21 protein-coding genes and 1 tRNA gene are annotated in these 24,788 nt (G+C 67.9%); 11 read left to right on the top strand and 11 right to left on the bottom strand.

Annotation, left to right across the window (positions count from 1 at the left end; all coding sequences use genetic code 11):
• Positions 1-19: 19 nt before the first annotated feature.
• From mnhG to E7Y32_RS06470, 6 genes are read right to left on the bottom strand one after another with little or no spacing between them, the layout of a single operon-like run.
• Positions 20-418 carry a monovalent cation/H(+) antiporter subunit G gene (mnhG, locus tag E7Y32_RS06495; RefSeq protein WP_146336401.1) on the bottom strand — a complete coding sequence of 133 codons (399 nt, stop codon included), beginning with the start codon at positions 416-418 and terminating at the stop codon, positions 20-22.
• Positions 408-686: a monovalent cation/H+ antiporter complex subunit F gene (locus tag E7Y32_RS06490; protein ID WP_146336400.1), complete on the bottom strand. Its 279-nt coding sequence runs from the start codon at positions 684-686 to the stop codon at positions 408-410. Before E7Y32_RS06490 ends, mnhG begins: the two co-directional genes overlap by 11 nt.
• A complete protein-coding gene (locus E7Y32_RS06485; protein ID WP_146336399.1) occupies positions 683-1,228 on the bottom strand; it encodes a Na+/H+ antiporter subunit E in 546 nt (181 codons plus the stop codon). Before E7Y32_RS06485 ends, E7Y32_RS06490 begins: the two co-directional genes overlap by 4 nt.
• On the bottom strand, positions 1,225-2,835 hold the full coding sequence (locus E7Y32_RS06480) for a Na+/H+ antiporter subunit D (RefSeq protein WP_146336398.1): 1,611 nt from the start codon (positions 2,833-2,835) through the stop codon (positions 1,225-1,227). The genes E7Y32_RS06485 and E7Y32_RS06480 overlap by 4 nt, the downstream gene beginning before the upstream one ends.
• Positions 2,832-3,374, bottom strand: a complete 543-nt coding sequence (locus E7Y32_RS06475; RefSeq protein WP_146336397.1) for a Na(+)/H(+) antiporter subunit C — start codon at positions 3,372-3,374, stop codon at positions 2,832-2,834. The genes E7Y32_RS06480 and E7Y32_RS06475 overlap by 4 nt, the downstream gene beginning before the upstream one ends.
• Complete coding sequence (locus E7Y32_RS06470; protein WP_146336396.1) at positions 3,371-6,400, bottom strand: Na+/H+ antiporter subunit A; 3,030 nt, start codon at positions 6,398-6,400, stop codon at positions 3,371-3,373. The genes E7Y32_RS06475 and E7Y32_RS06470 overlap by 4 nt, the downstream gene beginning before the upstream one ends.
• Before the next feature lie 175 nt (positions 6,401-6,575).
• Between E7Y32_RS06470 and E7Y32_RS06465 the strand changes: the two genes are divergently transcribed.
• Genes E7Y32_RS06465 through E7Y32_RS06455 form a run of 3 tightly spaced genes read left to right on the top strand, consistent with a single transcriptional unit; the run spans position 6,576 to position 9,699 of the window.
• Positions 6,576-7,976, top strand: coding sequence for an MFS transporter (locus E7Y32_RS06465; protein WP_146336395.1), 1,401 nt, complete (start codon positions 6,576-6,578; stop codon positions 7,974-7,976).
• A 38-nt stretch (positions 7,977-8,014) separates the two neighbouring features.
• Positions 8,015-8,497 (top strand): cation:proton antiporter regulatory subunit, encoded by a 483-nt coding sequence (locus E7Y32_RS06460; RefSeq protein WP_146336394.1) that lies wholly within the window; start codon positions 8,015-8,017, stop codon positions 8,495-8,497.
• A 5-nt stretch (positions 8,498-8,502) separates the two neighbouring features.
• On the top strand, positions 8,503-9,699 hold the full coding sequence (locus tag E7Y32_RS06455; RefSeq protein ID WP_146336393.1) for a cation:proton antiporter: 1,197 nt from the start codon (positions 8,503-8,505) through the stop codon (positions 9,697-9,699).
• Positions 9,700-9,711: 12 nt separating this feature from the next.
• Here the strand turns inward: E7Y32_RS06455 and dcd are convergent, their stop codons facing one another.
• A complete protein-coding gene (dcd, locus tag E7Y32_RS06450; RefSeq protein ID WP_146336392.1) occupies positions 9,712-10,287 on the bottom strand; it encodes a dCTP deaminase in 576 nt (191 codons plus the stop codon).
• A gap of 44 nt (positions 10,288-10,331) precedes the next feature.
• Entirely contained in the window at positions 10,332-11,909 is a 1,578-nt protein-coding gene (locus E7Y32_RS06445) for a sugar transferase (protein ID WP_146336391.1), read from the bottom strand.
• 408 nt (positions 11,910-12,317) lie between these two features.
• On the opposite strand from E7Y32_RS06445, the gene E7Y32_RS06440 reads away from it, so the two are divergent.
• The 3 genes from E7Y32_RS06440 (at position 12,318) to E7Y32_RS06435 (ending at position 13,792) form a co-directional block, all read left to right on the top strand.
• A tRNA-Gly gene (locus E7Y32_RS06440) sits at positions 12,318-12,391 on the top strand.
• Between the two features lie 94 nt (positions 12,392-12,485).
• Positions 12,486-12,635 (top strand): hypothetical protein, encoded by a 150-nt coding sequence (locus E7Y32_RS16265; RefSeq protein WP_186372181.1) that lies wholly within the window; start codon positions 12,486-12,488, stop codon positions 12,633-12,635.
• Entirely contained in the window at positions 12,632-13,792 is a 1,161-nt protein-coding gene (locus E7Y32_RS06435; RefSeq protein WP_146336390.1) for a N(5)-(carboxyethyl)ornithine synthase, read from the top strand. Before E7Y32_RS16265 ends, E7Y32_RS06435 begins: the two co-directional genes overlap by 4 nt.
• Here the strand turns inward: E7Y32_RS06435 and E7Y32_RS06430 are convergent.
• Positions 13,789-15,225, bottom strand: coding sequence for an MFS transporter (locus E7Y32_RS06430; RefSeq protein WP_186467057.1), 1,437 nt, complete (start codon positions 15,223-15,225; stop codon positions 13,789-13,791). The two genes, E7Y32_RS06435 and E7Y32_RS06430, sit on opposite strands and share 4 nt — an antisense overlap.
• 155 nt (positions 15,226-15,380) lie before the next feature.
• Here E7Y32_RS06430 and E7Y32_RS06425 point away from each other — a divergent pair, with 155 nt between their 5' ends.
• Both E7Y32_RS06425 and E7Y32_RS06420 read left to right on the top strand, forming a co-directional pair.
• The gene (locus E7Y32_RS06425; protein ID WP_146336389.1) at positions 15,381-16,235 is read left to right on the top strand and encodes a LysR substrate-binding domain-containing protein; all 855 of its coding nucleotides are present in this window, start codon (positions 15,381-15,383) and stop codon (positions 16,233-16,235) included.
• A 352-nt stretch (positions 16,236-16,587) separates the two neighbouring features.
• The gene (locus E7Y32_RS06420; protein WP_261382559.1) at positions 16,588-16,872 is read left to right on the top strand and encodes a hypothetical protein; all 285 of its coding nucleotides are present in this window, start codon (positions 16,588-16,590) and stop codon (positions 16,870-16,872) included.
• 89 nt (positions 16,873-16,961) lie between these two features.
• Here the strand turns inward: E7Y32_RS06420 and E7Y32_RS06415 are convergent, their stop codons facing one another.
• Both E7Y32_RS06415 and E7Y32_RS06410 read right to left on the bottom strand, forming a co-directional pair.
• Positions 16,962-20,492: a bifunctional proline dehydrogenase/L-glutamate gamma-semialdehyde dehydrogenase gene (locus tag E7Y32_RS06415; RefSeq protein ID WP_186467056.1), complete on the bottom strand. Its 3,531-nt coding sequence runs from the start codon at positions 20,490-20,492 to the stop codon at positions 16,962-16,964.
• 253 nt (positions 20,493-20,745) lie between these two features.
• Positions 20,746-22,209, bottom strand: a complete 1,464-nt coding sequence (locus E7Y32_RS06410; RefSeq protein WP_146336387.1) for an amino acid permease — start codon at positions 22,207-22,209, stop codon at positions 20,746-20,748.
• Between the two features lie 142 nt (positions 22,210-22,351).
• Here E7Y32_RS06410 and E7Y32_RS06405 point away from each other — a divergent pair, with 142 nt between their 5' ends.
• The 3 genes from E7Y32_RS06405 (at position 22,352) to E7Y32_RS06395 (ending at position 24,743) form a co-directional block, all read left to right on the top strand.
• Positions 22,352-23,260, top strand: a complete 909-nt coding sequence (locus tag E7Y32_RS06405) for a LysR substrate-binding domain-containing protein (RefSeq protein ID WP_146338299.1) — start codon at positions 22,352-22,354, stop codon at positions 23,258-23,260.
• A 117-nt stretch (positions 23,261-23,377) separates the two neighbouring features.
• Entirely contained in the window at positions 23,378-23,806 is a 429-nt protein-coding gene (panD, locus tag E7Y32_RS06400) for an aspartate 1-decarboxylase (protein WP_186467055.1), read from the top strand.
• Positions 23,807-23,816: 10 nt separating this feature from the next.
• Positions 23,817-24,743, top strand: a complete 927-nt coding sequence (locus E7Y32_RS06395; protein WP_146336385.1) for an AEC family transporter — start codon at positions 23,817-23,819, stop codon at positions 24,741-24,743.
• The last annotated feature ends 45 nt before the right edge of the window (positions 24,744-24,788 follow it).

The following is a 24,788-nucleotide window of genomic DNA, read 5'->3' as shown; positions in this document are numbered from 1 at the left end:
GCGTGTCCCGGCGGCGGCGTCACTCGACGTCGTCGTCGGTGAACCCGCTCTTCCCGGCCGCCTGCTGCACCACGGCCTCCAGCTCGTCCGCGCTGAGCAGCTCCGGGTGCAGGTGTTTGGTGCGGTAGCCGGCCCGTCCCACCATGTGGGCCGAGACCGGCACCGTCAGCAGCTGGAAGATCCACGCCACCACCAGCACCGGCCACACCCACCAGGTGCGCAGCTGCAGCCCCACGGCGCAGAGCAGCAGGAACAGCCCCAGCACCTGCGGCTTGGTCGCGGCGTGCATCCGGCTCATCAGGTCCGGGAATCGCAGCAGGCCGATCGCCGCGCCGAGGGACATCACCGCCCCGAGCACCATAAACACGGCCGAGACGGCGTCGATCACGGCGTCGGCGGGGAACGTCTCAGGATTCATTGGGCTGCTTCCTCCGGTCCGCCACAAAACGGGCCACCGTCACCGAGCCCACAAAGCCGATGATCGAGATGGCCACCAGGAGCATCAGGTTGTTCAGGTGCCGGTTCACGGCCATGTCGATGCACAGCGCCGCGCCGAGGATGGCGAGCAGCACGTCGGCGGCGAGCACCCGGTCCAGGAGCGAGGGTCCGCGCGCGATGCGGATGATCGCCCCGCCGGCGGCGAGGGACAGCACGACGGCGGTAATGGCCAGGACCAGGGGCATCATGCGCCCACCTCCTGTTTCAGGGCGGAGAGTTCGGCCTTGGTGCCCATGATCCGGATCAGACCGGCCTCCGTGTCGCGGACTTCCTTGCGGACCTTGGCGGCATCCTCGGCGTCGCGGACGTTGATGCCGTGGATGTACAGCGTGGACGTCGACCGGTCCACCTCCACCACCAGCGACCCCGGGATCAGTGAGATGACATGCCCGGTGGCGGTCACCAGCAGGTCGGAGTGGCTCCGGAGCGGGACAGCGACGACGGCGCTGATCACCCGCGGGCCCCGGGCCAGGGCCAGGAACAGGACCTGGAAGCTGGCCGCCACCACCTTGGCAAGGAACACCAGGGCGAACGGCACGGCACGCAGCACGTTGAAGCGGCCGCCCAGTTCCACCGGGGGCAGGTAGAACACCCGCGCCACCACGACGGCGATCAGGGCGCCGAAAAGCAGGTTGCCGGCACTGAAGTCCTGCCAGAGGGCGCCCCAGACGATGACGAGCCAGACCAGCAGTGGCAGCTCCTGGCGCAGCGAGACCCGCTTGCGCGTCATGGTGCCCCCTCCTGCCGCTGCTGCGCGATCACCGGCACCGGGGCCTCGTCACCCAGCACGGCCTGGATGTAGGAGGACCGGTCCAGCATCTCGGAGGCCGATTGCCCGGCGACCCGGAACAGCGGCCCGGCGAAGACCGTCAACGCCACCCCCAGCAGCACCAGGGCAAGCGTGGAGCCCACCATGGTGCGGGGCAGCAGGGTCACGTTCTGCTGGCCGGCGCGGTCGCCGGTGGCCTGGTCCCCGGGGGCCGCGAGCAGCACGGGATCCGGGTGTTCGGCGTCCTCGGGCTCGCGCCAGAACGCACGGTTCCAGACTCTGGCGACGGCCAGCAGGGTCAGCAGGCTGGTCAGCACGCCGCCGGCCACGAGGGCGTAGGCCAGCGGGGTCCCCAGGGCAACACCGGCCTGCAGCAGGCCCAGCTTGCCGAGGAAGCCGGAGAGCGGCGGGATGCCGGCCAGGTTCATGGCCGGCACAAAGAACAGCACGGCCAGCAGCGGCGAGAGTTTGGCCAGGCCGGCGATCCGGTCCACCGAGGAACTCCCGGCGCGGCGCTCGATCAGGCCGGTCACAAGGAACAGGCTGGTCTGGATGGTGATGTGGTGCGCCACGTAAAACACCGCAGCCCCGAGCCCCGCGACCGAGGACATGGCCAGACCGAACACCATGTAGCCGATATGGCTGACCAGGGTGAAGGAGAGCAACCGTTTGATGTCACTCTGCGCCAGGGCGCCCAGGATGCCCACCACCATGGTCAGCAGCGCCGCGACCATTAGCGGGGTATTGAAGGTGTCCCCGGGAAAAAGCAGGGTCTCGGTGCGGACGATCGCGTAGACACCCACCTTGGTGAGCAGCCCGGCGAACACGGCGGTGACCGGGGCCGGCGCCGTCGGATACGAGTCGGGGAGCCAGAAACTCAGCGGGAACACGGCGGCCTTGATGCCGAATGCCACGAGCAGCAGCACGTGCAGGAGATTTCGGGTCCCCTGGTCCAGGTCGGCGAGCTTGATGGCGAGGTCCGCCATGTTGATGGTGCCGGTGGCGCCGTAGATCATGGCGATCGCGATCAGGAAGAGCACGGAGGAGACCACCGAGACCACCACGTAGGTCACGCCGGCGCGGATCCTGGGTCCCGTCCCACCGAGGGTCATCAGCACGTAACTGGCGGTCAGCAGGATCTCGAAGCCCACATAGAGATTGAAGAGATCGCCGGAGAGGAAGGCGTTGGACACGCCCGCGACGAGGATCAGGTAGGTGGGGTGGAAGATCGACACGGGGGCGTCGCTGTCCCCGTCGGCCATGCCCTGGCCGGTGGCGTAGACCAGCACGGCGAGGCTGACGGCCGAGGACACCACCAGCATGAGCGAGGAGAACTGGTCCACCACCATCACGATGCCCCAGGGCGGCAGCCAGCCGCCGATGTTTACCGCTGCCGTGCCGCCCTCCCAGACGGAGGCCAGCAGCCAGCATTCCAGCAGCAGGGTCAGCGACAGCAGCGCGATGCTCACGGTCCGCTGGGCCCTCGAATGCCGGATGAGGAGGAAGGTCAGGGCGGCCCCGAGGATGGGGAGGACGACGGCGAGGGGGGCGAAGCTGGCGATGTTCACGTGGTCCCTCCGTCCGGGCCGGCGTCGAGGTTTTGGGAGCCGGGCTGTTCCTCGGCCGCGGCGTCCGCGGCAGGCATCAGGCGGGCACCGGCCAGCACGACGTCGTCGCTTCCGGCGGCGGATACGAGCGGGAACTCGGAGGTCTCGGCGGGGATGACGGCGTCGTCCTCCGCGTCGAAGCTGGGGGTTTCGGCCACGCGGCGGTCCTCGGCGTCGTCCTGGATTTCATCCTGCCGGGCCAGCACCCAGGTGCGGTAGATGATGCCCAGCATAAAAGCTGTGACCGCGAAGGAGATCACGATCGAGGTCAGGATCAGCGCCTGCGGCAGCGGGTCACTGTAGTCCCCCGCGGGGGTGTCCTTGCTGAAGAGCGGGGCGAGCCCGGCGTAGCCCCCGGTGGCCAGGATCAGCAGGTTGGTGGCGTTGGCCAGCAGCATCAGGCCGAGCAGGACCCGGGTGAGGCTGCGTTCCAGGAGCAGGTAGATGCCGCAGGCGTACAGGGCTCCCATCACCGTCAGCAGGGTCAGGTTGACGCTCATGTTCTCCCCTTGGCGGTGGTTTCGGCCGGGACGCCGTCAGGCTGATCGTCGTCGAAGAGCACCCCAGGCTGCTCGTCCGGCTGGTCTTCCGGCCGTTCTTCGAAATGTTCGTCGATTTTCGCGCCCAGGCTGCGCAGCACGTCCAGGGCCAGGCCGACGACGACGACGTAGACGCCGATGTCGAAGATCGTGGACGTGACGAATTTGATGTCGCCGAAGACCGGCAGCCAGAGCTCGATCACGGCGCTCTGGAAGACCTGGCCGCCCAGCAGCAGCGGTGCGACCCCGGACGCCGCGGCGGTGGCGAGGCCGATCCCCAGCAGCGCCCCGGCGCTGACCGGCGTGGCCTCACGGAGTTCGAAGCGGCCCCCGGCCAGGTAGCGGATGGCCAGCGCCAGGCCGGCGGTGAGGCCGCCGGCGAAGCCACCGCCGGGCAGGTTGTGCCCGGCGAGCAGCAGGTAAAGGGAGAAGACGATCATCGAGTGGAAGATCAGCCGGGTGACCACCTCGAAGATGATCGAGCGGCGTTCGGGAGCCATGGTCCGGCCGGCCACCAGCCATGCGTCGCGCGCTGACGCGGCGAAACGCCGGCTCATGGCCAGCGCAGCGTTGTCCCGGGTGTTGCCGGCCACGCCCGCGCGACGCCCGACCGTCCCCTCGGCCACCGAGGCGGACCGTCCAATACGGTCACCGCGGCCGCGGACGAAAATCAGGCTGGCGACGCCGGTGGCCGCGAGGGCCAGGACCGAGATCTCGCCGAAGGTGTCCCAGGCCCGGATGTCCACGAGGGTGACGTTGACGATGTTCAGGCCGCCGCCGCCTTCATAGGCCAGGCGGGGGAACTCCAGCGAGACCGGGGTGGCCACCCGCGCACCCAGGGCGTGGATCGCGACGAAGATCATCGTGAGGCCGAACGCCGCGCCGATGATCACCCGGACCACCCGGTACTTGCCGCCGGTGCGGTCGCGCAGTTCGGCCGGCAGGCTGCGCATGGCGAGGACGAAGGCCACCAGGATGATGGTCTCCACCAGCATCTGCGTCAGGGCGAGGTCCGGGGCGCCTTGGAGCGCGAACATCAAGGCGATCCCGTAGCCGGTGACCGAGACCATCAGCACGGCCAGGAAACGCTTATTGGCCCGCACCGCGGCGAGCGCTCCGATCACGATGCCGGCGCCGATCACCGGCTGCAGCGGCGAGCCCGGGTCGATGAAGTACAGGCCCCCGGGCAGCGGCTTGTTGGAAAGCAGCAGCGCGGTGAGCGGCAGGACAAAGGCGACGCTCAGGATGACGGCCAGGTAGAAGAAGAGCGAACCGCGCTGGGTGCGGCCGGTGACCCAGACCGCGGCATCGTCGAGGGCGCCGATGGTGAGCTGGTAGGCGCGGTCGCCGTCGACCCAGCCGGGGACCAGCCCCTGGGCGCGGGCGACCGCGTTCCGTCCGTAGAACATGGCCGCACCGAGGGCGAACGTGATCGCGGTCATCCCCAGCGCCGGGGTGAGCCCGTGCCACAGCGTCAGGTGCCCGGCCACGGCCGCCGGATCCTCGCCGTCGGGCACGAACAGCGCGGCGTAGGGCTGGATCCACGCATCCGCCGCGGCAGGCCACAGCCCGTAGAGGATGGTCAGCAGGCTCAGGACGGCGGGGGCCGCCAGGAAGGCGGGCTCAACGGCTTTGAACGGGGTGGTCTCTACGCCGGGCTTCACCGCGAAGGCGCCCCACATGAACCGTGCGCTGTAGGCAAAGGTCAGGACGGAGCCCACGACCAGCCCGACGAGGAGCACGGGCCCCCACGGGCCTGCCGCGGCGCCGGTGCCGTAGTGCACGAACGCCTCGAAGACGGATTCCTTGGCCACGAAGCCGGCCAGCGGCGGGATGCCGGCCATGGAGGCCGCGCCGACGGCGGCCACGATGGCCAGGGCGCGGGAGGAGCGGTACACCCCGGAGAGCTTGCGGATGTCGCGGGTCCCGGCCTGGTGGTCGATAATGCCGACCACCAGGAACAAGGTGGCTTTGAAGAGTCCGTGCGCCAGCAGCAGGGCGAGTCCGGCGAGCGCCGCGTCGGGTTGGCCGAGGCCCACCACCATGGTCAGGAAGCCCAGCTGGCTGACGGTGCCGTAGGCGAGGATGAGCTTGATGTCGGTCTGGCGCAGGGCGCGGTAGCCGCCCACCAGCATGGTGGCCAGCCCCAGGCCGAGCACCACCGGGAGCCAGAACGCCGTCTCGGCGAACCCGGGGGCGAGCCTCGCCACGAGGTAGATGCCCGCCTTGACCATGGCAGCGGCGTGCAGGTACGCACTCACCGGCGTCGGCGCGGCCATCGCCCCGGGAAGCCAGAAGTGGAAGGGGACCAGCGCGGACTTCGTGATCGCCCCTGGCAGGACCAGCACGACGGCGGCCGCCACCGCGTCTGCGGCGGGGCCGGTCACCAGCTCCGGCGCCATCGCCAGGAGCGCCGAGATCCGGTAGGTTCCCGCGGCGGCTCCGAGCATGATCAGCCCGACCAGCATGGCCAGGCCCCCGGCGGTGGTGACCACCAGGGCCTGCAGCGCCGAGCGGCGGGCCGACAACCGGGTGCGGGCGTAGCCGATCAGCAGGTAGGACAGCACCGTGGTCAGTTCCCAGAAGACGAACATCAGGAGCAGGTCGTCGGCGGTGACCAGGCCAAACATCGCCCCGGCGAAAGCCAGCAGCTGGGCGCCGAACCCCCCCAGGTAGCTGTCCTTGTCCTTGAAGTAGCGGGCACAGTAGACCAGGACCAGCGCCCCAACGCCCAGGATCAGCAGCGACATGACCCAGGCCAGGGCATCCATCCGGAAGGCCAGCTCCAGCTGGAGGTCCGGGATCCAGGGCAGCACCGCAGAGGTGGACCCTGCGTCGGAATACACGGCATCGTGCTGGAAGGCCAGCCAGACAAACGACCCCGCGGGCACCGCGGCCAGCGCGGAGAACGCGTTCCGGCCCAGCCGGCGGAAGAGGAACGGCGCCACAGCAGCCACCGCGAAGTGCACGGCAAGGACTGTGATCACTGGTATCTCCGCAACGTCAGGAACTCGATTGTCAAAAAGTTGGAGCAGGCGGGGCATTGGTTAGGTTCGGTGCGGCAAGTTTACCAAGCGTGCACAAATTCTTTTCCGCATGACGGTGCCGCGGCCGCGCCGTTTCCTCCGCGGCCGGGCCGGACCGGACGGCTAACATCAGGCTATGAACTCCGCCACCGCCCCCGAGGCCATGCGCCCGGCCTCGGAACTCGAGTCCGGCAGCCACGCCACAAGCAAAGGCAAGGTCGTTGCGTGGGCCGCCTGGGACTGGGGTTCCGCTGCCTTCAACGCGGTGATGACCACCTTTGTCTTTACCGTCTACCTGACCTCCAAGGCCTTCGGCGGCGAAGACGAAGCCTCGGCGGTCCTGGGCGGTGCCCTGGCCATCGCGGGGTTGGCCATCGCCCTGCTGGCCCCGGTCACCGGGCAGCGCTCGGACACCGGCGGCCGGCGCAAGCTCTGGCTTGGCGTCAACACCGCCGCGGTCGCCCTGCTGACCGGGCTCTGTTTCTTCGTCTTCCCCCGCCCGGAGTTCCTGCTCCTGGGAGTGACGCTGATCGCGCTGGGCAACGTGTTCTTCGAATTCGCCGGCGTCATCTACAACGCCATGCTGGCCCAGATCTCCACCCCCGCCAATATCGGAAAGATCAGCGGCTTCGGCTGGGCCTCGGGCTACCTCGGGGGCATCGTGGCGTTGCTAATTGTGCTGCAGCTCTTCGTCCAGCCCAGCATCGACTGGTTCGGCGCCTCCACCGCGGACAGCCTGAACATCCGCCTCGTGGCGGTGTTCTCCGCCCTCTGGTTCCTGGCCTTCGCCATTCCGGTCATGTTCGCGGTCCCCGAGCTGCCCAAGGCCCGGCAGGCCGGCCTGGGATTCTTCGCCTCCTACGGACTGCTGGTGCGCCGGATCCGCGCCATCTACCGGACCAGCCCGCACACGATCTTCTTCCTGCTCGCCAGCGCGATCTTCCGCGACGGGCTCGCCGCAGTATTCACCTTCGGCGGCATCATCGCCGCCGGGACCTTTGGCTTTGAGCTCAAACAGGTCATCTTCTTCGCCATCTTCGGCAACGTGGTTGCCGCGCTCGGCGCCCTGCTGGGCGGCTTCCTCGACGACAAGGCGGGACCCAAGGCGGTCATCATCGGCTCGCTGGCCGGCCTGCTGGTCGCGGGCAGCGTCCTCCTGGCCCTGGGGAACGGAAAGTATTCCTTCCTCGGCATGGAGTGGGCCGGCAGCACCACGTTCTGGGTGTTCGGTCTTTTCCTGTGCCTGTTTGTGGGCCCGGCCCAGTCCTCGTCCCGCGCCTACCTGGCCCGGCTCGCCCCGCACGGAGAATCCGGCGAACTGTTTGGCTTGTACGCCACCACCGGCCGGGCCGTCAGCTTCCTGGCGCCGGCGCTCTTCACCCTGTGCATCACCATCGCGACGCCCCTCGTTGCCCCCGGCGAAGCTCAGCGCTGGGGCATCCTCGGGATCATGGTGGTGCTGCTGGCCGGGCTGCTGGTGATGCTGCCGGTCAAGCCGCCGGGAAAGACCGAAATCGCCGTCGTGCCCCCGGCCTGAACCGCCCCAAAACCCGGCAGGCGCACTAGGCTGGAGGCATGAACGTGGATGAGACAGACCTTCCCGGCCTGGGCCGGCGCAAGGACTTCATGACCGCCTCGGGGCGCCGGATCGGCGTCGTCGAGTACCGCGAAGGCCAGACCGAGCTGATCGTCTCGACCTGGGACGACCCGGACACCTGCCAGGCGTCCATTCCGCTGACCGCCGACGAGGCCGCCGCGCTCGGCAATCTGCTGGGCGGGCAGCGCCTGGCCATGCAGTTGTCCGAGGCGCACCGGGAGGTCCCGGGGATCGTCACCCGGCAGTTCTCCATCGCCGCGGACTCCCCCTTCCAGAACCAGCCGATGGGGAATGCCTGCATCCGGACACGCAGCGGTGCCTCCATTGTTGCCATCATGCGCGAAGGCGAAGTCCTCCCCTCCCCCGGCCCCGACGTCGTCCTGCACCCCGGTGACCTGCTGGTCGCGGTGGGCACGCAGGAGGGCCTGGACACGGCAGCCAGCATCCTGCGCAACGGATAAGCGGCATGGATCCGCTCGCCCTGACCCTCATCGAACTGGGGGCTGTCGTGTTCTGCCTTGGCCTGCTGGCCAGGCTGGCCGGGCGGATCGGCATGTCCCCCATCCCGCTCTACCTGGTCGGCGGCCTGTTTTTCGGCGCCGGCGGGGTCGTCAAGCTCGAGGGGATGCACGAGTTTGCCCATCTCTCCAGTGAAATCGGTGTCATCCTCCTCCTGCTTATGCTCGGACTGGAATATACGGCGGCCGAGCTCGTCACCGGCCTCCGGCGCTCCTGGCAGGCCGGCGTGCTGGACCTCGTCCTGAACTTCGTCCCGGGGGCGGCCCTGGCGCTGATGCTCGGCTGGGGATTGGTGGGAGCCATGGTGATGGGCGGCGTCACCTACATCTCCTCGTCGGGAATCGCAGCAAAGGTCATCACCGATCTGGGGCGGATCGGTAACCGCGAGACACCGGTGATCCTGTCCATCCTGGTGTTCGAGGACCTGGCCATGGCCATCTACCTGCCGATCCTGACCGCCACCCTCGCGGGGGTGACGTTCCTGGTGGGCCTGCAGACCGTAGGAATCTCGCTCGCCGTCGTCACGCTGGTGCTGGTGGTCGCCCTTCGCCACGGCCACCACGTGTCCAAGGCCGTCCACAGCGAAAACTCCGAGGTCTTCCTGCTCAACCTGCTCGGCGCGGCCCTGCTCGTCGCGGGGCTGGCCGCCGCGATGCAGGTCTCGGCGGCGGTGGGCGCCTTTATGCTCGGGATTGCGATCTCGGGCGCCACCGCGCACAGCGCTACACGGATCCTGGAGCCGTTGCGGGACCTGTTCGCGGCAATCTTCTTTGTCGTCTTTGGCCTGAACACGGATCCTGCATCCATTCCGCCGGTCCTCGGTTGGGCGCTGGTCCTGGCCGTCCTGACGGCGGCCACGAAGATCATCACCGGAGTCTGGGCAGCCAAGCGGGCCGGAATCGCCATCGCCGGGCGCTTCCGTGCCGGGGCGGCCCTGATTGCCCGCGGCGAGTTCTCGATTGTGATCGCCGGGCTCGCCGTGGCCTCCGGCGTGGTGCCCCGCGAGCTCGCCGCCCTGGCCACCGCTTACGTGCTGATCATGGCCATCATGGGTCCGCTGGCAGCCCGCTTCGTCGAGCCCGTGGTGCGGATGCTGCGGCGGCCGGCCCGGCGCGCGACGCTCCCGGTCCGTCCGGCCGGCTGAGGTCCGGCCGGCCTAGATGTCGGTGCGGTGGAAGTTCAAGTGGCTGCGGCTCGCCGTCGGGCCGCGCTGGCCCTGGTAGCGGTTGCCGTACTCACCGGAGCCATAGGGGTGCTCGGCCGCCGAGCTCAGGCGGAAGAAGCACAGCTGGCCGATCTTCATCCCCGGCCAGAGCTTGATCGGCAGCGTCGCCATGTTGGAGAGCTCCAGGGTCACGTGGCCGGAGAACCCCGGATCGATAAACCCCGCCGTCGAGTGCGTCAGGAGGCCGAGGCGGCCCAGCGAGGACTTGCCCTCGAGCCGCGCCGCGATGTCATCCGGCAGGGTGACCGTCTCGTAGGTGGAGCCCAGGACAAACTCGCCCGGGTGCAGGATAAACGGCTCCCCCTGATCCACCTCCACCAGGCGCGTCAGCTCGGGCTGGTCCTCGGCCGGGTCGATGTGCGCGTACTTGTGGTTGTCGAACAGCCGGAAATACCGGTCAATCCGCACGTCCACCGACGAGGGCTGGACCATGGCGGGGTCGAACGGCTCCAGCACAATCCGCTGGGAATCGATTTCGGTACGAATGTCGCGGTCAGAGATCAGCACAGGTTCAAAAATACCCCACTCCGGGCGGCGTCCACATCGTCCCGTCAGTAAGCCCCTGTTGAGGTGCGTATGGCCCTAAAAGTTCTCCACATGATGATCAGGTCACCGGTAAGCGACCAATTCTCCACGTAGTAGAGGTCCAGACGGATGCTTTCCTCCCAAGGGAGCGTGGAGCGACCGTTGACCTGCCACAGCCCCGTGATGCCGGGTTTGATGAGCAAACGGCGGCTGGTGAATCTTTCGTAGCGTTCAACCTCGGAAGGCAGCGGCGGCCGGGGGCCAACCAGGCTCATTTCGCCGGTAAGCACGTTCCATAGCTGCGGGAGTTCGTCGAGGGAGTACTTCCGCATCCATCGCCCGCACCGGCTGATCCGCGGATCGTTACGGATCTTGAACAAGGGTCCGCAACCTTCGTTGAGCTCCCTGAGGGCATCCAGGTCCGCTTCGGCGGTCTCGACCATCGAACGGAACTTCAGCATCTGGAAGGGGGCGCCATTTTTGCCTGCCCTCTGCTGGCGAAAGAGAACCGGTCCTGGGCTGTCGCGTTTGACGATGAGGGCGACGACCAGCATGAGTGGCGACAGCGCTACGAGCGCCAGAGCGGCCACGGCGATATCGATGACTCTTTTGAGGACATGCTTACCGCCGAAATATTGCGGCAGCTCGACGTGTACCAGCGGCAACCCGTCGACGGGGCGGAAGTGGATCCGGGGGCCGGCGACGTTGGTGAGGCTGGAGGCCAGGACGAGTTCCGTTCCGGTCGCCTCTAGGTTCCATCCCAGTTCCCGAATGTAGGTGCTGCCGCCCGGAACATGGCCGGCCACCACGACGGCGTCTGCCCTCGCGAGCTCCACGGCTTTCGAAACATCCGCCAGGGTCGAAACCACCGGGATCCGGTACCAAGGCGGCCGGAGTTCCATGGATTGGTCCAGAGTCGGCAGCCCCACCCCGGAAATCTCGTACCCCGCGCTGGGGTTCTTTTCAAACTGGCTGATGATGTACTCGACGTCGGCCCTGTCCCCGATCACGATGACCCGGGATAAGTATCGGCCCTCGGAGCGCTTGCGGTTCAGCCACTTGCGCCAGAGCCAGCGGCTGCCGGTCAGCAGGACGATCCCCAGGGGTAAGGCGACGGCAAAGTAGCCACGCAGCGCATCGAAACGGACGAAGACCATCGCGATAGCCAAGGCCCCGAACAATTTGAGCGTTGCTTGGATCACGCGTTTATATTCGGCGCCGCCGACGCCTAAGGTCCGCCGGTCCCGGGTGTGGAAAATCTCCAAAACAGCGAGCCACCCACCCAAGAGCAGCACGGAGACCACCACGTACCTGGCCTCGAATCCATCCCCCGCGGGAGCCGCAGCGTCGCTGTCGAACCTGAGCAAATACGCCGACGTCACCGCCACTGCAATTCCGGCGGCGTCGGTGAGACGGAGCCGGTTTGCGAAGTTCCTCCACATCCGGGAGACCACGGCCCTCGAGGCCTCGAGGGCATGACCGGGTTCGTCCTCCCGCACCGAGTGCTGATGCCGCAGCGCAGTGTGCAGGCGGTTCGCGGACCTTGGCGGAGCGGCCACTCGGGCGGTTGCATGGAAATGCCGGCGCTGCTTGAGTTCGCTCATCACGGCCTCAGCGTGGTGCCGGCAGGGTCCCCCAGGTTATGGACGGCGGCCCGAATCTCCCTGCACGCGGTAATTGGCCGGCGGACTCCACCCATGGTCCGGAAAGCAGTGACACCTATTGACGTCCGAAAAAGCATAGTTGGACCCTCTAGCGTTTAGTTTTGTTGGCTGCGGTCCCCCAAGTTAAATAGATCGCTTTCGTGGGCACACGGGTGTGGGCTACTCATCTTCGCCAGATGAAAGCTTCCATCGCCGGCAGGTAGTACGCGGGCCAGGGGCTCGGTTACCCACCCTGGCGCCGTGGCAGCACAACGGAAGAGCGTCGCTGTTCTGGGAAGTCCCCCGACTGGGGTAAGGTAAATCTCGTTGTTCACCGGGACCAGATCCAGCATTCTGGACAGTCCCGATGCGGCTGTAGCTCAATGGTAGAGCGCTAGCTTCCCAAGCTTGATACGCGGGTTCGATTCCCGTCAGCCGCTCCAGTCCTCCCCCTGCCTGCCCCCGCCGGAGCCGGTTAGGTGGCTACCTGTATCGTCAGGAGTCAGGAACCTCTTCGGTTCCGCTACAGGAGCAATCATGGCTGACAAATCCCCCCGTCAAGCAGCATCCAAGAAATCCGCCAAGTCCATCAAGGAAAAGCGCGCCGACAAGAGGGCCGCCGCAGCGCCGCCCAGCTCCCTCGACAAGGTGACCGCCGCCAAGACGGCAAGCCCCAAAAAGAAGTGACCGGTTCCCCGAACCGTCTCACGCTCGGCGTCCTCGCCACCACGCGAAAGCCGGACGAGCGCCGCCTTCCCATCCATCCCCGCCACTTTGAACGCATTGCCCCGGAGCTCAGGCAGCGGCTGATCCTGGAAGAGGGCTACGGCGAGCGCTTCGGCGTCTCGGACGCCCACCTGGCCGGCCTTGTTGGCAGGCTCGCGCCGCGGGCCCATCTCCTGGCCGAGGCCGACGTGGTCCTCCTGCCCAAGCCGCAGCCCGAGGACCTGGCCGAGCTCCGCGACGGGCAGGTCCTTTGGGGCTGGCCGCACTGCGTCCAGGACGCGGCAATCACCCAGCTCGGGATCGACAAGAAACTCACTTTGATCGCCTTCGAGGCAATGAACCACTGGGCCAGCGACGGCGGCTTCGGCCTGCACGTCTTCCACAAGAACAACGAGCTCGCCGGCTACTGCTCGGTGCTGCACGCCCTGGCCCTGACCGGGTCCACCGGGGACTACGGCCGCCGGCTGAGCGCCGTCGTGATCGGATTCGGGGCCACCGCCCGCGGCGCCGTCACGGCCCTCAACGCCCACGGCGTCCACGATGTGCAGGTGCTGACCAACCGTGGGGTCGCCGCAGTTGGTTCGCCCATCCACTCGGTGCGGATTGCGCAGTTCGACCACGACAGCAAGGCGCCGTTCCTCAGCGAGGTCATCACCGAACGCGGCCGGGTGCCGCTGGCGCCCTTCCTCGCGGAGAGCGACATCGTGGTCAACTGCACCCTGCAGGATCCGAACGCTCCGCTGACCTACCTGCGAACCGACGACCTGGCAGCCTTCCAGCCCGGCAGCCTGATTGTGGACGTGTCCTGCGATGAGGGCATGGGCTTTAGCTGGGCGAGGACCACCACCTTCGCCGAGCCGATGTTCACCGTGGGCGACCACATCGACTACTACGCGGTGGACCACAGCCCGTCCTACCTCTGGAACTCAGCCAGCTGGGAAATCAGCGAGGCGCTGTTACCGTTCCTGGCGACGGTGCTCTCCGGGCCCGCGGCCTGGGACGGCAACGAGACCATCCGCCGGGCCATCGAGATCCGTGACGGCGTGGTGCTGAACCCGGATGTCCTGGAGTTCCAGCGCCGGCAGCCCGCCTACCCGCATCTGCCGCTGGCCGGCTAGGTTCGCGCCGCTTCCAGATTTTCGCGCCGGTTCCGGACTATCCGCAGCAGCCGCCGCCGGTCCTTCAGGTCCACCTTCAGCATCAGCTGCCCGCGCCGGGCCAGTACGACGGCGACTGCCGCCGCCGCCAGCGCCGGCACCCCGCCGGAGACGAGGATCGCCGTCGGCGGGTTCAGATGCTCGGCCAGCAAGCCCATCAGCGGCCCCCCGATGGCCTGGCCCCCGATCAGCACCATGATGTAGAGGCTCATGACCCGGCCGCGGATCCCCATGTTGGCGCTGACCTGGACCAGCTGGTTGGCGGCGGTCAGGAACATCAGGCACCAGAAGCCTGCCAGCACCATCGCCGCGCCGAACCATTCCATCGTGGGCGCCGCAGCGGCCAGGCAGAGCATCAGCCCGTACATCCCGGCGCCGAGCACCACGGAGCGCAGCTGGAGCTGGCGCCGCCGGGCGGACGTAATGGCCCCGGCCAGCGCCCCGAGCGCCACCAGCGCGTTGAGCAGGCCGTAGCCGCCGGCACCGGCGTCGTACACGCGGTCCGCGAAGGCCGCCAGCAGCACCGGCAGGCTCATCGCAAACACCGCGACGAAGCCGGCCATCAGCCAGGGCCAGTAGATGGTGGGCTTGGCCAGGGCGTACCGCAGCCCTTCCCTGAGCATGCCTTTCCGTTTGGCAGCCGGCAGCGTGAGGTGCAGCTCATCCTTGCGCAGGACCAGCAGCATGGTCACCGTGAAGCAGCACGCGACGGCGTTGGCGGCAAAGGCCCAGCCTGCGCCGACGGCGCCCAGCAGCACGCCCGCAAAGGCCGGCCCGATCAGGCCGCCGAGCTGGAAGATCGTGGAGTTCACACTGATGGCATTGCGCAGGTAGGCCGGACCCACCAGCTCGTTGACGAAGACCTGCCGGGCCGGCTGGTCCAGCACCGTGACCAGGCCCAGGGTCAGTGCGATCGCGTAGACGTGCCACACCTCGATCCGCTGCGTCAGCGCCAGGACGGCGAGGAGCGCCGCGAGGACGGCGGCCACGGACTGGCACAGCATCAGGATCCGGCGCTTGGCGAACCGGTCCGCCATCACGCCCGCCCAGGGGCCGAGGAACAGCGAGGGCAGGAACTGCAGGGCCACGGTGACGCCGACGGCGGTGACGGAGCCGGAGAGCTGCAGGACCAGCCAGTCCTGGGCGATGCGCTGCATCCAAAGCGCCACCACGGCCACAAAGTGCCCGATCGCGAAGATCCGGAAGTTGCGGACCTTGAGTGAAATGAAGGTGTGCCGCCACGGCAGCCGCTGACTGACGACGCCGATCTGTGCGGTGGAAGGCTGTGCGGTGGAAGACGGGGCGGGGGCGCTCTGGACGGTTGGCGGCAGGGGGGCCTGCCGGGGCTGTGCGTGATGCGGTTCGGTGGCCTGGAAAGGCGGAGGGGGTGCCACGGAAAGTCCTCAAGGGAGCGGGTCTACGGGGTTGCCTTAACGCTATGCTGGCCCCAGTCGATTATGGAAGGCTATTCCGCATATAACTAGCATCACGAATCGCAATGGGGGACAAAGGATGGACCGAGACTCTGACCACCGGGCCGGGAGGCCGCATGTTTGAACCCGCCCAGCTCCGCTCCTTCCTGGCCGTGGCCGAGACGCTCAGCTTCACGCGGGCCGCCGAGCGCCTGGGGCTGGCGCAGCCGACCGTCAGCCAGCACGTCCGCAAACTGGAAGCCGCCGCCCGGCGGACCCTGATCGCCCGCGACACCCGCGACGTGCGCCTGACGGACAACGGCGACGCCATGGCGGGCTTCGCGCGCAGCATCCTCGCCGCGCACGACTCCGCGGCCCGCTACTTCTCCGGTTCGGCGATGCGGGGCCGGCTGCGCTTCGGCACCGCGGACGACCTGGCCATCACCGGGCTGCCCCGGATCCTGCGCGAGTTCCGCCAGATCTACCCCCAGATCAACCTCGAACTCACGGTGGGACAGAGCGACCAGCTCTACAAGCGGCTCAACGCCGGGCAACTGGACCTGGTCTTCGTCAAGTGGGTCGCCGGCGCCAAGGACGGCACCGTGGTGCAGCAGGACTCCTTCGCCTGGGTGGGGCTTGAGCAGACTTCCCTGGACCCGGGCCATCCCGTGCCGCTGATCGCCTACCCCGCGCCCAGCCTGAGCCGGAAGCTGGCCATCGATGCGCTTGAGGCAACCGGCCGGACCTGGCGGATCACCTGCACCACGCGGCAGATCAGCGGGGTGCTGGCCGCCGTGCGCGCCGGGATCGGCGTCGCGGTGATGCCGTCGTCGCTGGTGCCGGAGGACCTGAAGATCATCACCCGGCGCTTCGACCTGCCCAGCGTCGGGGACGTCGATTTCACCCTGATCCGCAATCCGCTGGCCAACACCGAGGTCATCGAAGCCCTGACCCAGACCATAGTGGGACGCGCCCTGAACCGCTCCACCTAGTCCGCGCCCTCCCATGTACCTACTCAGTCCCACCCCGCTACCTGCCGCAAAATACTTGGCTGGCCGGGTCAATACGCAGCCATTGAACGCGGGTGGTACTTGTCCTATCCTGACTGTGTTGAAGGTCAAGCAGAGGCCCGCCACAACGATTTCGAGACAACGAACGCTGTCGCTGGCTGCTGCCATTCGGCTATGGCGGCAGGCTGCGGGGAGCGTTCGGGATAGGCCAGCCATGACGCCAGTCACACATCGTCCCCATCCCGCCATGCGACCGGGCCCGGTGCGGCACGGCCGGCCGTTGACTGCGGCCCGGCCGCTGGCGGCCGCCCCGCCACTGGCTGCCCCGCCGCCAGTGACTGTGCCGCCGCTGGAAAGCGCGCCGCATCCGCCGCTTGGCCGCCTCGACCCGCATGCCACTTCCGTTCGCACCGACGCGGACTACGTGGGCATCCCGTTCTGCGAGCGGTGCGGGACGGATGAGTTCGTGTACCTCGAGTCCTTTGTTCCCGCCAAGCACCGCCGCGACGGCTCGGTCAGCAAACTGGGAGAAGTGGCGTACTTTTGCTCCAGCTGCGAGGATTTCTCCGCACACGCCGTCCCCGCGTCCTGGGTGCCGCCGGGCTGGTACCTGGGCTGAGAGCCTTAAACGGCTGTCGCCGCCGTGCCCACAGTATTCCTGCGGTCACGGCGGCGACGCTGTCTGCCGGGTGCGGCCCGGAGGACCGCCTAGATTAGGCCGTCCGAGAGGTGGTTGGCGGTGCCGAAGCGGTGCGCCGTGATGCTGACGGCCTGCTCGTGCAGGAACGGCAGGAGTTCCACCCGTCCGGCTTCGGTGACCGGGTGCGAGTAGACAGCCAAGTCGGGCCGGCCGCCGGTCGCCTCGGCCAGCGCCTTGGCGTCGCCGCCGATCAGCCGGATCCGCGTGACGGAGAGCTTTGCAGCCCCTGCCAGCCGGGCCGCGGACGCCAGCCACGCGGCGTCGTCCTCCACGGTGATGTCAACGCCCAGGCCGGACAGCACCGCGCGCAGTTGGGACGGCAGTTCGACGGCGCTGGACACCGTGAGCTCCGATCCTGCCTGGACGCCGGCGGCAACCACCCGGACCAGCGCGCCGAGCGGTTCGCCGCGGGAGAGCCGCACCGTAACCGGCAACGGACGGTAGCGGAAGACGTTGCGTTCGGCGCTCAGCCCGGAGACATCCTTGGCGGTGCCGAATTCCTCGGCCCAGGCAAGGGCGTCGGAGGCCAGCGAGCGCTGCAGCGGGGCCAGTTCCTCGGCAGTCAGGAAGCCCTTGGCCGTTTCCTCGATCCGGCGCACGCCGGAGTGCGCCGAGGTGGCCGCGGCGGCGCTGGGCTTGCTGGCCCAGTCGCCGAGCCCGGCGAGGTAGTTGGGGCCGCCTGCCTTGGTGCCGGCACCAACGGCTGATTTCTTCCAGCCGCCGAAGGGCTGGCGCTGCACGATGGCGCCGGTGATGCCGCGGTTGACGTAGAGGTTGCCGGCCTGGACAGTGTCCAGCCAGAGGGCCAGTTCGTCGGCGTTGAGCGAGTGCAGGCCGGAGGTCAGGCCGTACTCGATCTGGTTCTGGATGGCGATGGCCTCCTCCAGGGTTTCTGCGGTCATCACGCCCAGGACCGGGCCGAAGAACTCGGTGAGGTGGAAGTAGGACCCGCGCCGCACACCTGAGCGCACGCCCGGGCTCCAGAGCTTGCCGGAGTCGTCCAGCTGCTTCGGTTCCACGGCCCAGGCCTCACCCTCGCCGAGGGTGGTCAGGGCGTTGAGGAGCTTGCCGCTGGCGGGCTCGATGATCGGGCCCATCTGGCTGGCCGGATCCTCGGGGTAGCCGACCTTGAGCGAGGTGACGGCGTCGATCAGCTGGTTGTGGAAGCGCTTGGACTTCGCCACGGACCCTACCAGGATCACCAGCGAGGCCGCGGAGCACTTCTGGCCGGCGTGGCCGAACGCGGAGTACGCGACGTCCTTGGCCGCGAGGTCCAGGTCGGCGCTCGGGGTGACGATGATAGCGTTTTTGCCGCTGGTTTCGGCCAGCAGCGGCAGGTCCTTGCGGAAGGAACGGAACAGCTCGGCGGTCTCGTAGCCGCCGGTCAGGATGACGCGGTCCACGGCCGGGTGCGAGATCAGCTGCTGGCCCAGTTCGCGTTCGCCCAGCTGCACCATGGTCAGCACGTCGCGCGGCACGCCGGCTTCCCAGAGCGCCTCGATCATGACGGCGCCGCTGCGGGCGGCCTGCTTGGCCGGCTTGATCACGACGGCGGATCCGGCGGCGAGCGCCGCGAGGGTGGAGCCGGCCGGGATGGCCACCGGGAAGTTCCACGGCGGCGTCACCACGGTGAGCTTGGCCGGGACGAAGCTGGCGCCGTCGACGTCGTCGAGCTTGCGGGCCGATTCGGCGTAGTAGTGCGCGAAGTCCACCGCCTCGCTGACCTCGGGATCGCCCTGGTCGATGGTCTTGCCGGTCTCGGACGCCATGACCTCAAGAAGGTCGGCGCGGCGGGCCTCAAGGACGTCGCCGGCGCGGTGCAGGATCTCGGCGCGCTCGGCGCCGGTGAGGGCGCCCCAGGCCTTGCCCTTTTCAACGGCTGTGGTGATGACGGTGTTCAGGGTCTCGGCGTCGTTGATGGTGGCGGCCTCGACGGCGGCGTTGCCCAGCGTGGAGGTGGTCACACGGCCCAGGATGGCGCGGCCCCAGTCGCGGTTGGCCGGCAGTGACGGGTCGGTGTCCGGGGTGTTCTCGAAGGAGTCGTGCGGCAGCGGCGCGGCCGGGAGGCTGCGGTTCTGCCGGCGGTTCGGGGCCGGGACCTCGTCGTCGAGCTTGGCGAGCGAGGCGAGGAAGCGCTGCTTCTCACGCTCGAACAGGGTTTCGTTTTCGCTGAGTTCGAAGACCGCGGACATGAAGTTGTCCTGGCTGGCGCCTTCTTCCAGGCGGCGGATCAGGTAGGCGATCGCGACGTCGAACTCGGCGGGGTGGACCACCGGGGTGTAGAGCAGGAGCGAGCCGACGTCCTGCTTGACGGCTTCGGCCTGGCCCTGGGCCATGCCGAGCAGCATCTCGAACTCGATGCCGGACTCCACCCCGCGCTGCTTAGCCAGCAGCCACGCGAAGGCGATGTCGAAGAGGTTGTGGCCTGCGACGCCGATCCGGATGTTGCCGATCCGGTCCGGGTGCAGCGCGTAATTGATGACGCGCTTGTAGTTGGTGTCCGAGTCCTGCTTGGTGTTCCAGGTGGCGAGCGGCCAGTCGTGCAGGGAGGCCTCGACCTGTTCCATCGGCAGGTTGGCGCCCTTGACGACGCGGACCTTGATCGCGGCGCCGCCCTCGGCGCGGCGGGCCGCTGCCCAGTCCTGCAGGCGGATCATCGCGGCGAGGGCATCCGGCAGGTAGGCCTGCAGCACAATGCCGGCCTCGAGGTTCTTGAACTCGGGCTTGTCCAGGATCCGGGTGAAGACCGCGATGGTCATGTCCAGGTCCTTGTACTCTTCCATGTCCAGGTTGATGAACTTGGCCTTCTTGCCGCCGGTGGCGAAGGACGCGGCGCGGGTGAAGAGCGGAGTGAGCTTCTCCACCACGTGCTCCACGGCCTCGTCGAAGGCCCAGGCCGAGTGGGGGGCAACGGTGGAGGAGACCTTGATCGAGACGTAGTCCACGTCGGGGCGGGCGAGCAGGGTGTGGGTGCCCTCGAGCCGGCGGGAGGCCTCGTGCTCGCCGAGCACCGCCTCGCCGAGAAGGTTGACGTTGAGCTTGATGCCGTCCCGGCGGATCTTGGCGATGGCCGGGCCCAGCTTGGCGTCGGTCGCGTCGACGATCAGGTGGCCGACCATTTCACGGAGCACGCGGCGGGCAATCGGGATGACCACCTGCGGCAGGACCGGGGCCATGGTGCCGCCAAGGCGGACGGCGCTGCGCATGTACCAGGGCAGGAAGGCCGGGACCTTGGGCGCCAGGGCGGCGAGGTTGCGCGCGGCCACCTGCAGGTCCTCGGGACGGACGACGCCGTCGACGAACCCGACGGTGAAGTCCAGGCCGTTGGGGTCTTTCAGGACCCCGGCGAGCTGCTCCGCGGAGGCGTCCACCGGGACTTCGGCGGCTTCGGTGAGCCAGCGGCGCACCAGGGTGATCGTCTCCTCGGCCAAGGCTGCGGCCTCAAGCACGGGCGAGCCCTCCGAAACGGCGGCGTGCGTGGCTTCGTTGCCCGCATCCGCGCCCCTGGCCAGGCCGGATTCCGTTGAGGTTTTGGTCATGGTGGCACTCGTTCTTTCTCAATATGTGGACCGTTCTTGAAATCAGTATGAGAGCAAATTCTCATAAGATAAAGCGATGTTTTCTGAGCAATACTGGTTAGAAAAATCGAAGCTTTCGCGGGGCGATCCTCCCTCACCTTTGGCACCAAAACGACGAACCCTCCCGCAGCGGGTGCGGGAGGGTTCGTCGGAATCGGGCCGGACCTGAGGGAGCGTCCGGGCAGCGCCGCAGGGAGCGCGGGGGCGCGGGCAGCTAGCCGACGTGCCGGTGCATTTCCACGGCCTCCTGGTGCCGCGGGCTCTCCGGATTCATCAGGGAGTGTTTGCGGCCGTAGCCGAAGTAGATGGCCAGGCCGATGACCAGCCAGACGCCGAAGCGGACCCACGTCTCCCAGTGCAGCTGCAGCATCAGGAACGCCGAGGCCAGCATCCCGAAGAGCGGAACCACCGGCATCAGCGGCAGCCGGAAGGTGCGCGGGGCATCGGGCTTCTTGTAGCGGAAGATGATCACGGAAAGGCAGACGACGACGAACGCGGCCAGGATGCCGATGTTGGTCAGGTCGGCGACGGCCTTGATCGGGAAGACGCCGGCCAGCAGGGCCGAGGCCACGCCGCCGATCCAGGTGACGCGCTGCGGGGTGCCGTGGCGGTCCGTCTTGGCAAACCAGCCCGGGAGCAGCCCGTCCCGGCTCATCGAGAACCAGACGCGGGTGACACCGAGCAGGAAGGTCAGCATCACGGTGAGGATGGAGAGTACCGCAAAGACGGAGATGATCGTGGCGATGACCGGCAGGCCCACGCCGTTGAAGGCGGAGGCGAAACCGGCCTTCGGGTCGATGTCCTGGTAGTTCTGCATGCCGGTGAGCACCAGGGTCGCGGCGACATAGAGGAGCATGGCCACGATCAGGGACAGGATGATCGCCTTGGGCATGTGCTTCTTGCCGTCCGTGGCCTCCTCCGCCGCCGTACTCATCGCGTCGTAGCCGAACACGGCGAAGAACACCGTTGCCGAGCCCGCCAACACCGGACCGAACCCGCTGGGCATAAACGGGTTGTAGTTGTTGGTGTTGATGTAGAAGATGCCCAGGCCGATGATGAACAGGATCAGGACCACCTTGATGGCCACGGCCACCAGCTCGAAGCGGCCGAAGGTCTTGGTGCCGCGGGAGAGGATCCAGGTCACGAGCAGGCAGACGGCAATCGCGGGGATGTTCACGACGCCGCCCTTGCCCTCATCCACCGTGGAGGTCATCCAGGCGGGCATGTGGAGGCCGATGCCGGAGAGGAACGCGTCGAAGTAGCCGGAGATGCCGATGGCCACCACCGCCACGATTGCGATGTACTCCAGCAGCAGGTCCCAGCCGATGAACCAGCCGATCACCTCGCCCAGTGCCACATACCCGTAGGTGTAGGCCGAGCCGGCCCGCGGGATCATGCCCGCGAATTCGGCGTAGGACAGCGCGGCGGCGGCGGACGCCAGCCCCGCGATCAGGAAGGAGAACAGCACCGCGGGGCCCACCCCGGGTTCGCTCTCGCTTCCGTGGGCCACCAGGCCCGCCAGCGAGAAGATGCCGACGCCGATAATGCCGCCAACGCCGATGGCCGTCAGTTGCCAGAGGCCCAGGCTCTTGAACAGGCCGCTGTGCTTGTTTTCCTCTTCAATGTCGTCGATGGGCTTGCGCCGCATGATCGATCGGGTCACATCTCTGGTGCTCATCAGGGTCTCCTGCAGTGGGGTGTCGCCCATCAATCCGCCCTGTGATGGGGGTTACTGGATCACAACAGTATGCAAGCCGGATCCCATTAGATAAAGTGAATTCTCCTAATCAATAACCATTAGAATTCACAAAGGAATAGTGATGCTCGACGTCCGGCGGTTACGCCTGCTGCGCGAACTCAAGATCCGGGGCACGCTGGCCGAGGTGGCCGAGGCGCTGCAGTACAGCCCGTCGTCGGTCTCGCAGCAACTGGCGCTGCTGGAGAAGGAAGCCGGCGTCGAACTCTTGAGGAAAACGGGCCGCCGCGTACAGCTCACCCCGCAGGCCGAGGTGCTGGTCACCCACACCGCCCAGCTGCTGGAAACCTTGGAGCAGGCGGAGGCCGATCTGGCCGCCTCGCTGACCACGGTGACCGGGACGGTGCGGATCGCCGTGTTCCAGTCCGCGGCGCTGGCCCTGATGCCCGACGCCCTGACCCGGATGTCCGCCAGCTACCCGGAAGTCCGGATCGAAATGGTGCAGCGGGAGCCCGAGACCGCCCTCCACGAGACGTGGGCGCGTGACTTCGACCTGGTCATCGCCGAGCAGTACCCGGGCCACGCCGCGCCACGCTACGCCGAACTGGACCGGGTCCGCCTGACCGGCGACGCGATCCGGCTGGCCGTTCCGCCGGCGTCCCCGGGCCGCCCCGCGATCACCTCCCTCGCCGACACCAACGGACTGTCCTGGGTGATGGAACCTCGGGGCGCCGCGTCCCGGCACTGGGCCGAGCAGGCCTGCCGGAGTGCCGGGTTCGAGCCCGATGTGCGCTTTGAAACCGCCGACCTGCAGGCGCAGATCCGGCTGATCGAGTCGGGCAACGCGGTGGCGCTGATGCCGGACCTGGTCTGGACCGGCCGGGGCACCACGGCCCAGCTGATCGAGCTCCCCGGCAGTCCGCACCGCACCGTCTTCACGTCCGTGCGCCGCTCCAGCGCCAAGCGGCCCGCGATCGTCGCGGCGCGCGAAATCCTCGCCGAGACCGCCGCGTCGATCACCCCAGCCGCCTGACCCCCGACGCCGGGCCTGGCCGCCTGAAGCCGTGCACGCCGCCCGGGCCCGGACCCCGACGTCGGTGTTCCCTGGCTCACAGCGCAGCCGCGGCGCCGGCGCTAGACTGTTGACGTTATGAATCGAACAATGTTCAAATCCAAAATCCACCGCGCCACGGTCACCCACGCGGACCTTCACTATGTCGGCTCGGTCACCGTGGACCTGGACCTGCTCGAGGCCGCCGACATCCTGCCCGGAGAACTGGTCGCGATCGTCGACGTCACCAACGGCGCGCGGCTGGAAACGTACACCATCGCCGGCGAGCGCGGATCCGGCGTCATCGGCATCAACGGTGCGGCTGCGCACCTGATGCACGAAAACGACATCGTCATCCTGATCACGTACGCGCAAATGACCACGGAAGAGGCCAAGGCCTACAACCCCAGGGTGGTCCACGTGGACAAGGACAACAAGGTGGTCCAGATCGGCAACGATCCGGCGGAAAGCCACACGGCCGGGCTCCTGCGCCCGCCGCACGCGTTGAACAACGCCACGCTGAACTAGCAGCGCCGGAGTGCTAGGCGTCCTGGCTGGATTCTTCGTCGTCTGGTTCATCATCCTCGTCGGCATGTTCGTCGGCCGGCGCAACATCCTGGGCGAAAACGCCCGCTCCGTCCTCAGCGCCCTGACCTTTTTTGTGGCGAGCCCGGCCCTGCTGTTCGAGACGCTCAGCAAAGCCCGCCTCCACGACATCTTCGCGGCGCCCCTGCTGGTGACCGCGGTGGGTGCCATCACGACGGCGGCCCTCTACTTCGCTCTCGTGCGGTTCGTCCTGAAACGGCAGCTCCCGGAGGCCCTGGTGTCCTCCATGAGCGCCTCCCTGGCCAACTCCGCCAACCTCGGCATTCCGATCGCCGTCTACGTGCTCGGCGATGCCAGCTATGTGGCGCCGTTGCTGATCTTCCAGCTCGCCTTCTTCACCCCGATGTACCTGCTGATCCTCGATGCCACCACCAGCGCGCACCGCACCACCCCCGTGAGCTTCGTCCTGATGATCCTGCGCAACCCGATGATCGTGGGCTCCGGCCTGGGACTGCTCGTCGCCGGGGCCGGCTGGGAGGTACCGGCGCTCATCCTGCAGCCCATCCACCTGATCGGCGGGGCCGCGATCCCGGCCATGCTGTTGTCTTTCGGCATGAGCCTCAACGGGTCCCGGCCGCTGCAGGCCTCGGCCGCGCGGCGGACCGACACCCTGCTGGCCAGTAGCTTCAAGCTCATCGTCCACCCGCTGCTCGCCTTCCTCTTCGCCCGCTCCGCCCTCGGCCTGCAGGGCACGGCGCTGTTCGCCGTAGTGGTCACCTCCGCCCTGCCCACGGCGCAGAACGTCTACGTGGTGGCCAACCGCTACCGGACCGGACTCACGGTCGCCAAGGACACCGTCCTCATCACCACCGTCGTCGCGGTCCCCGCCATGATCGGGGTGGCGGTGCTATTGGCCTGAGGCCGCCGGGCCCTCACCGGGCACGGGGCCCGCGTGGCCTGCCCG

Source organism: Arthrobacter sp. UKPF54-2, assembly GCF_007858535.1.
Taxonomy (GTDB): domain Bacteria; phylum Actinomycetota; class Actinomycetes; order Actinomycetales; family Micrococcaceae; genus Arthrobacter.
This window is presented reverse-complemented; position numbering and strand designations above follow the sequence as displayed.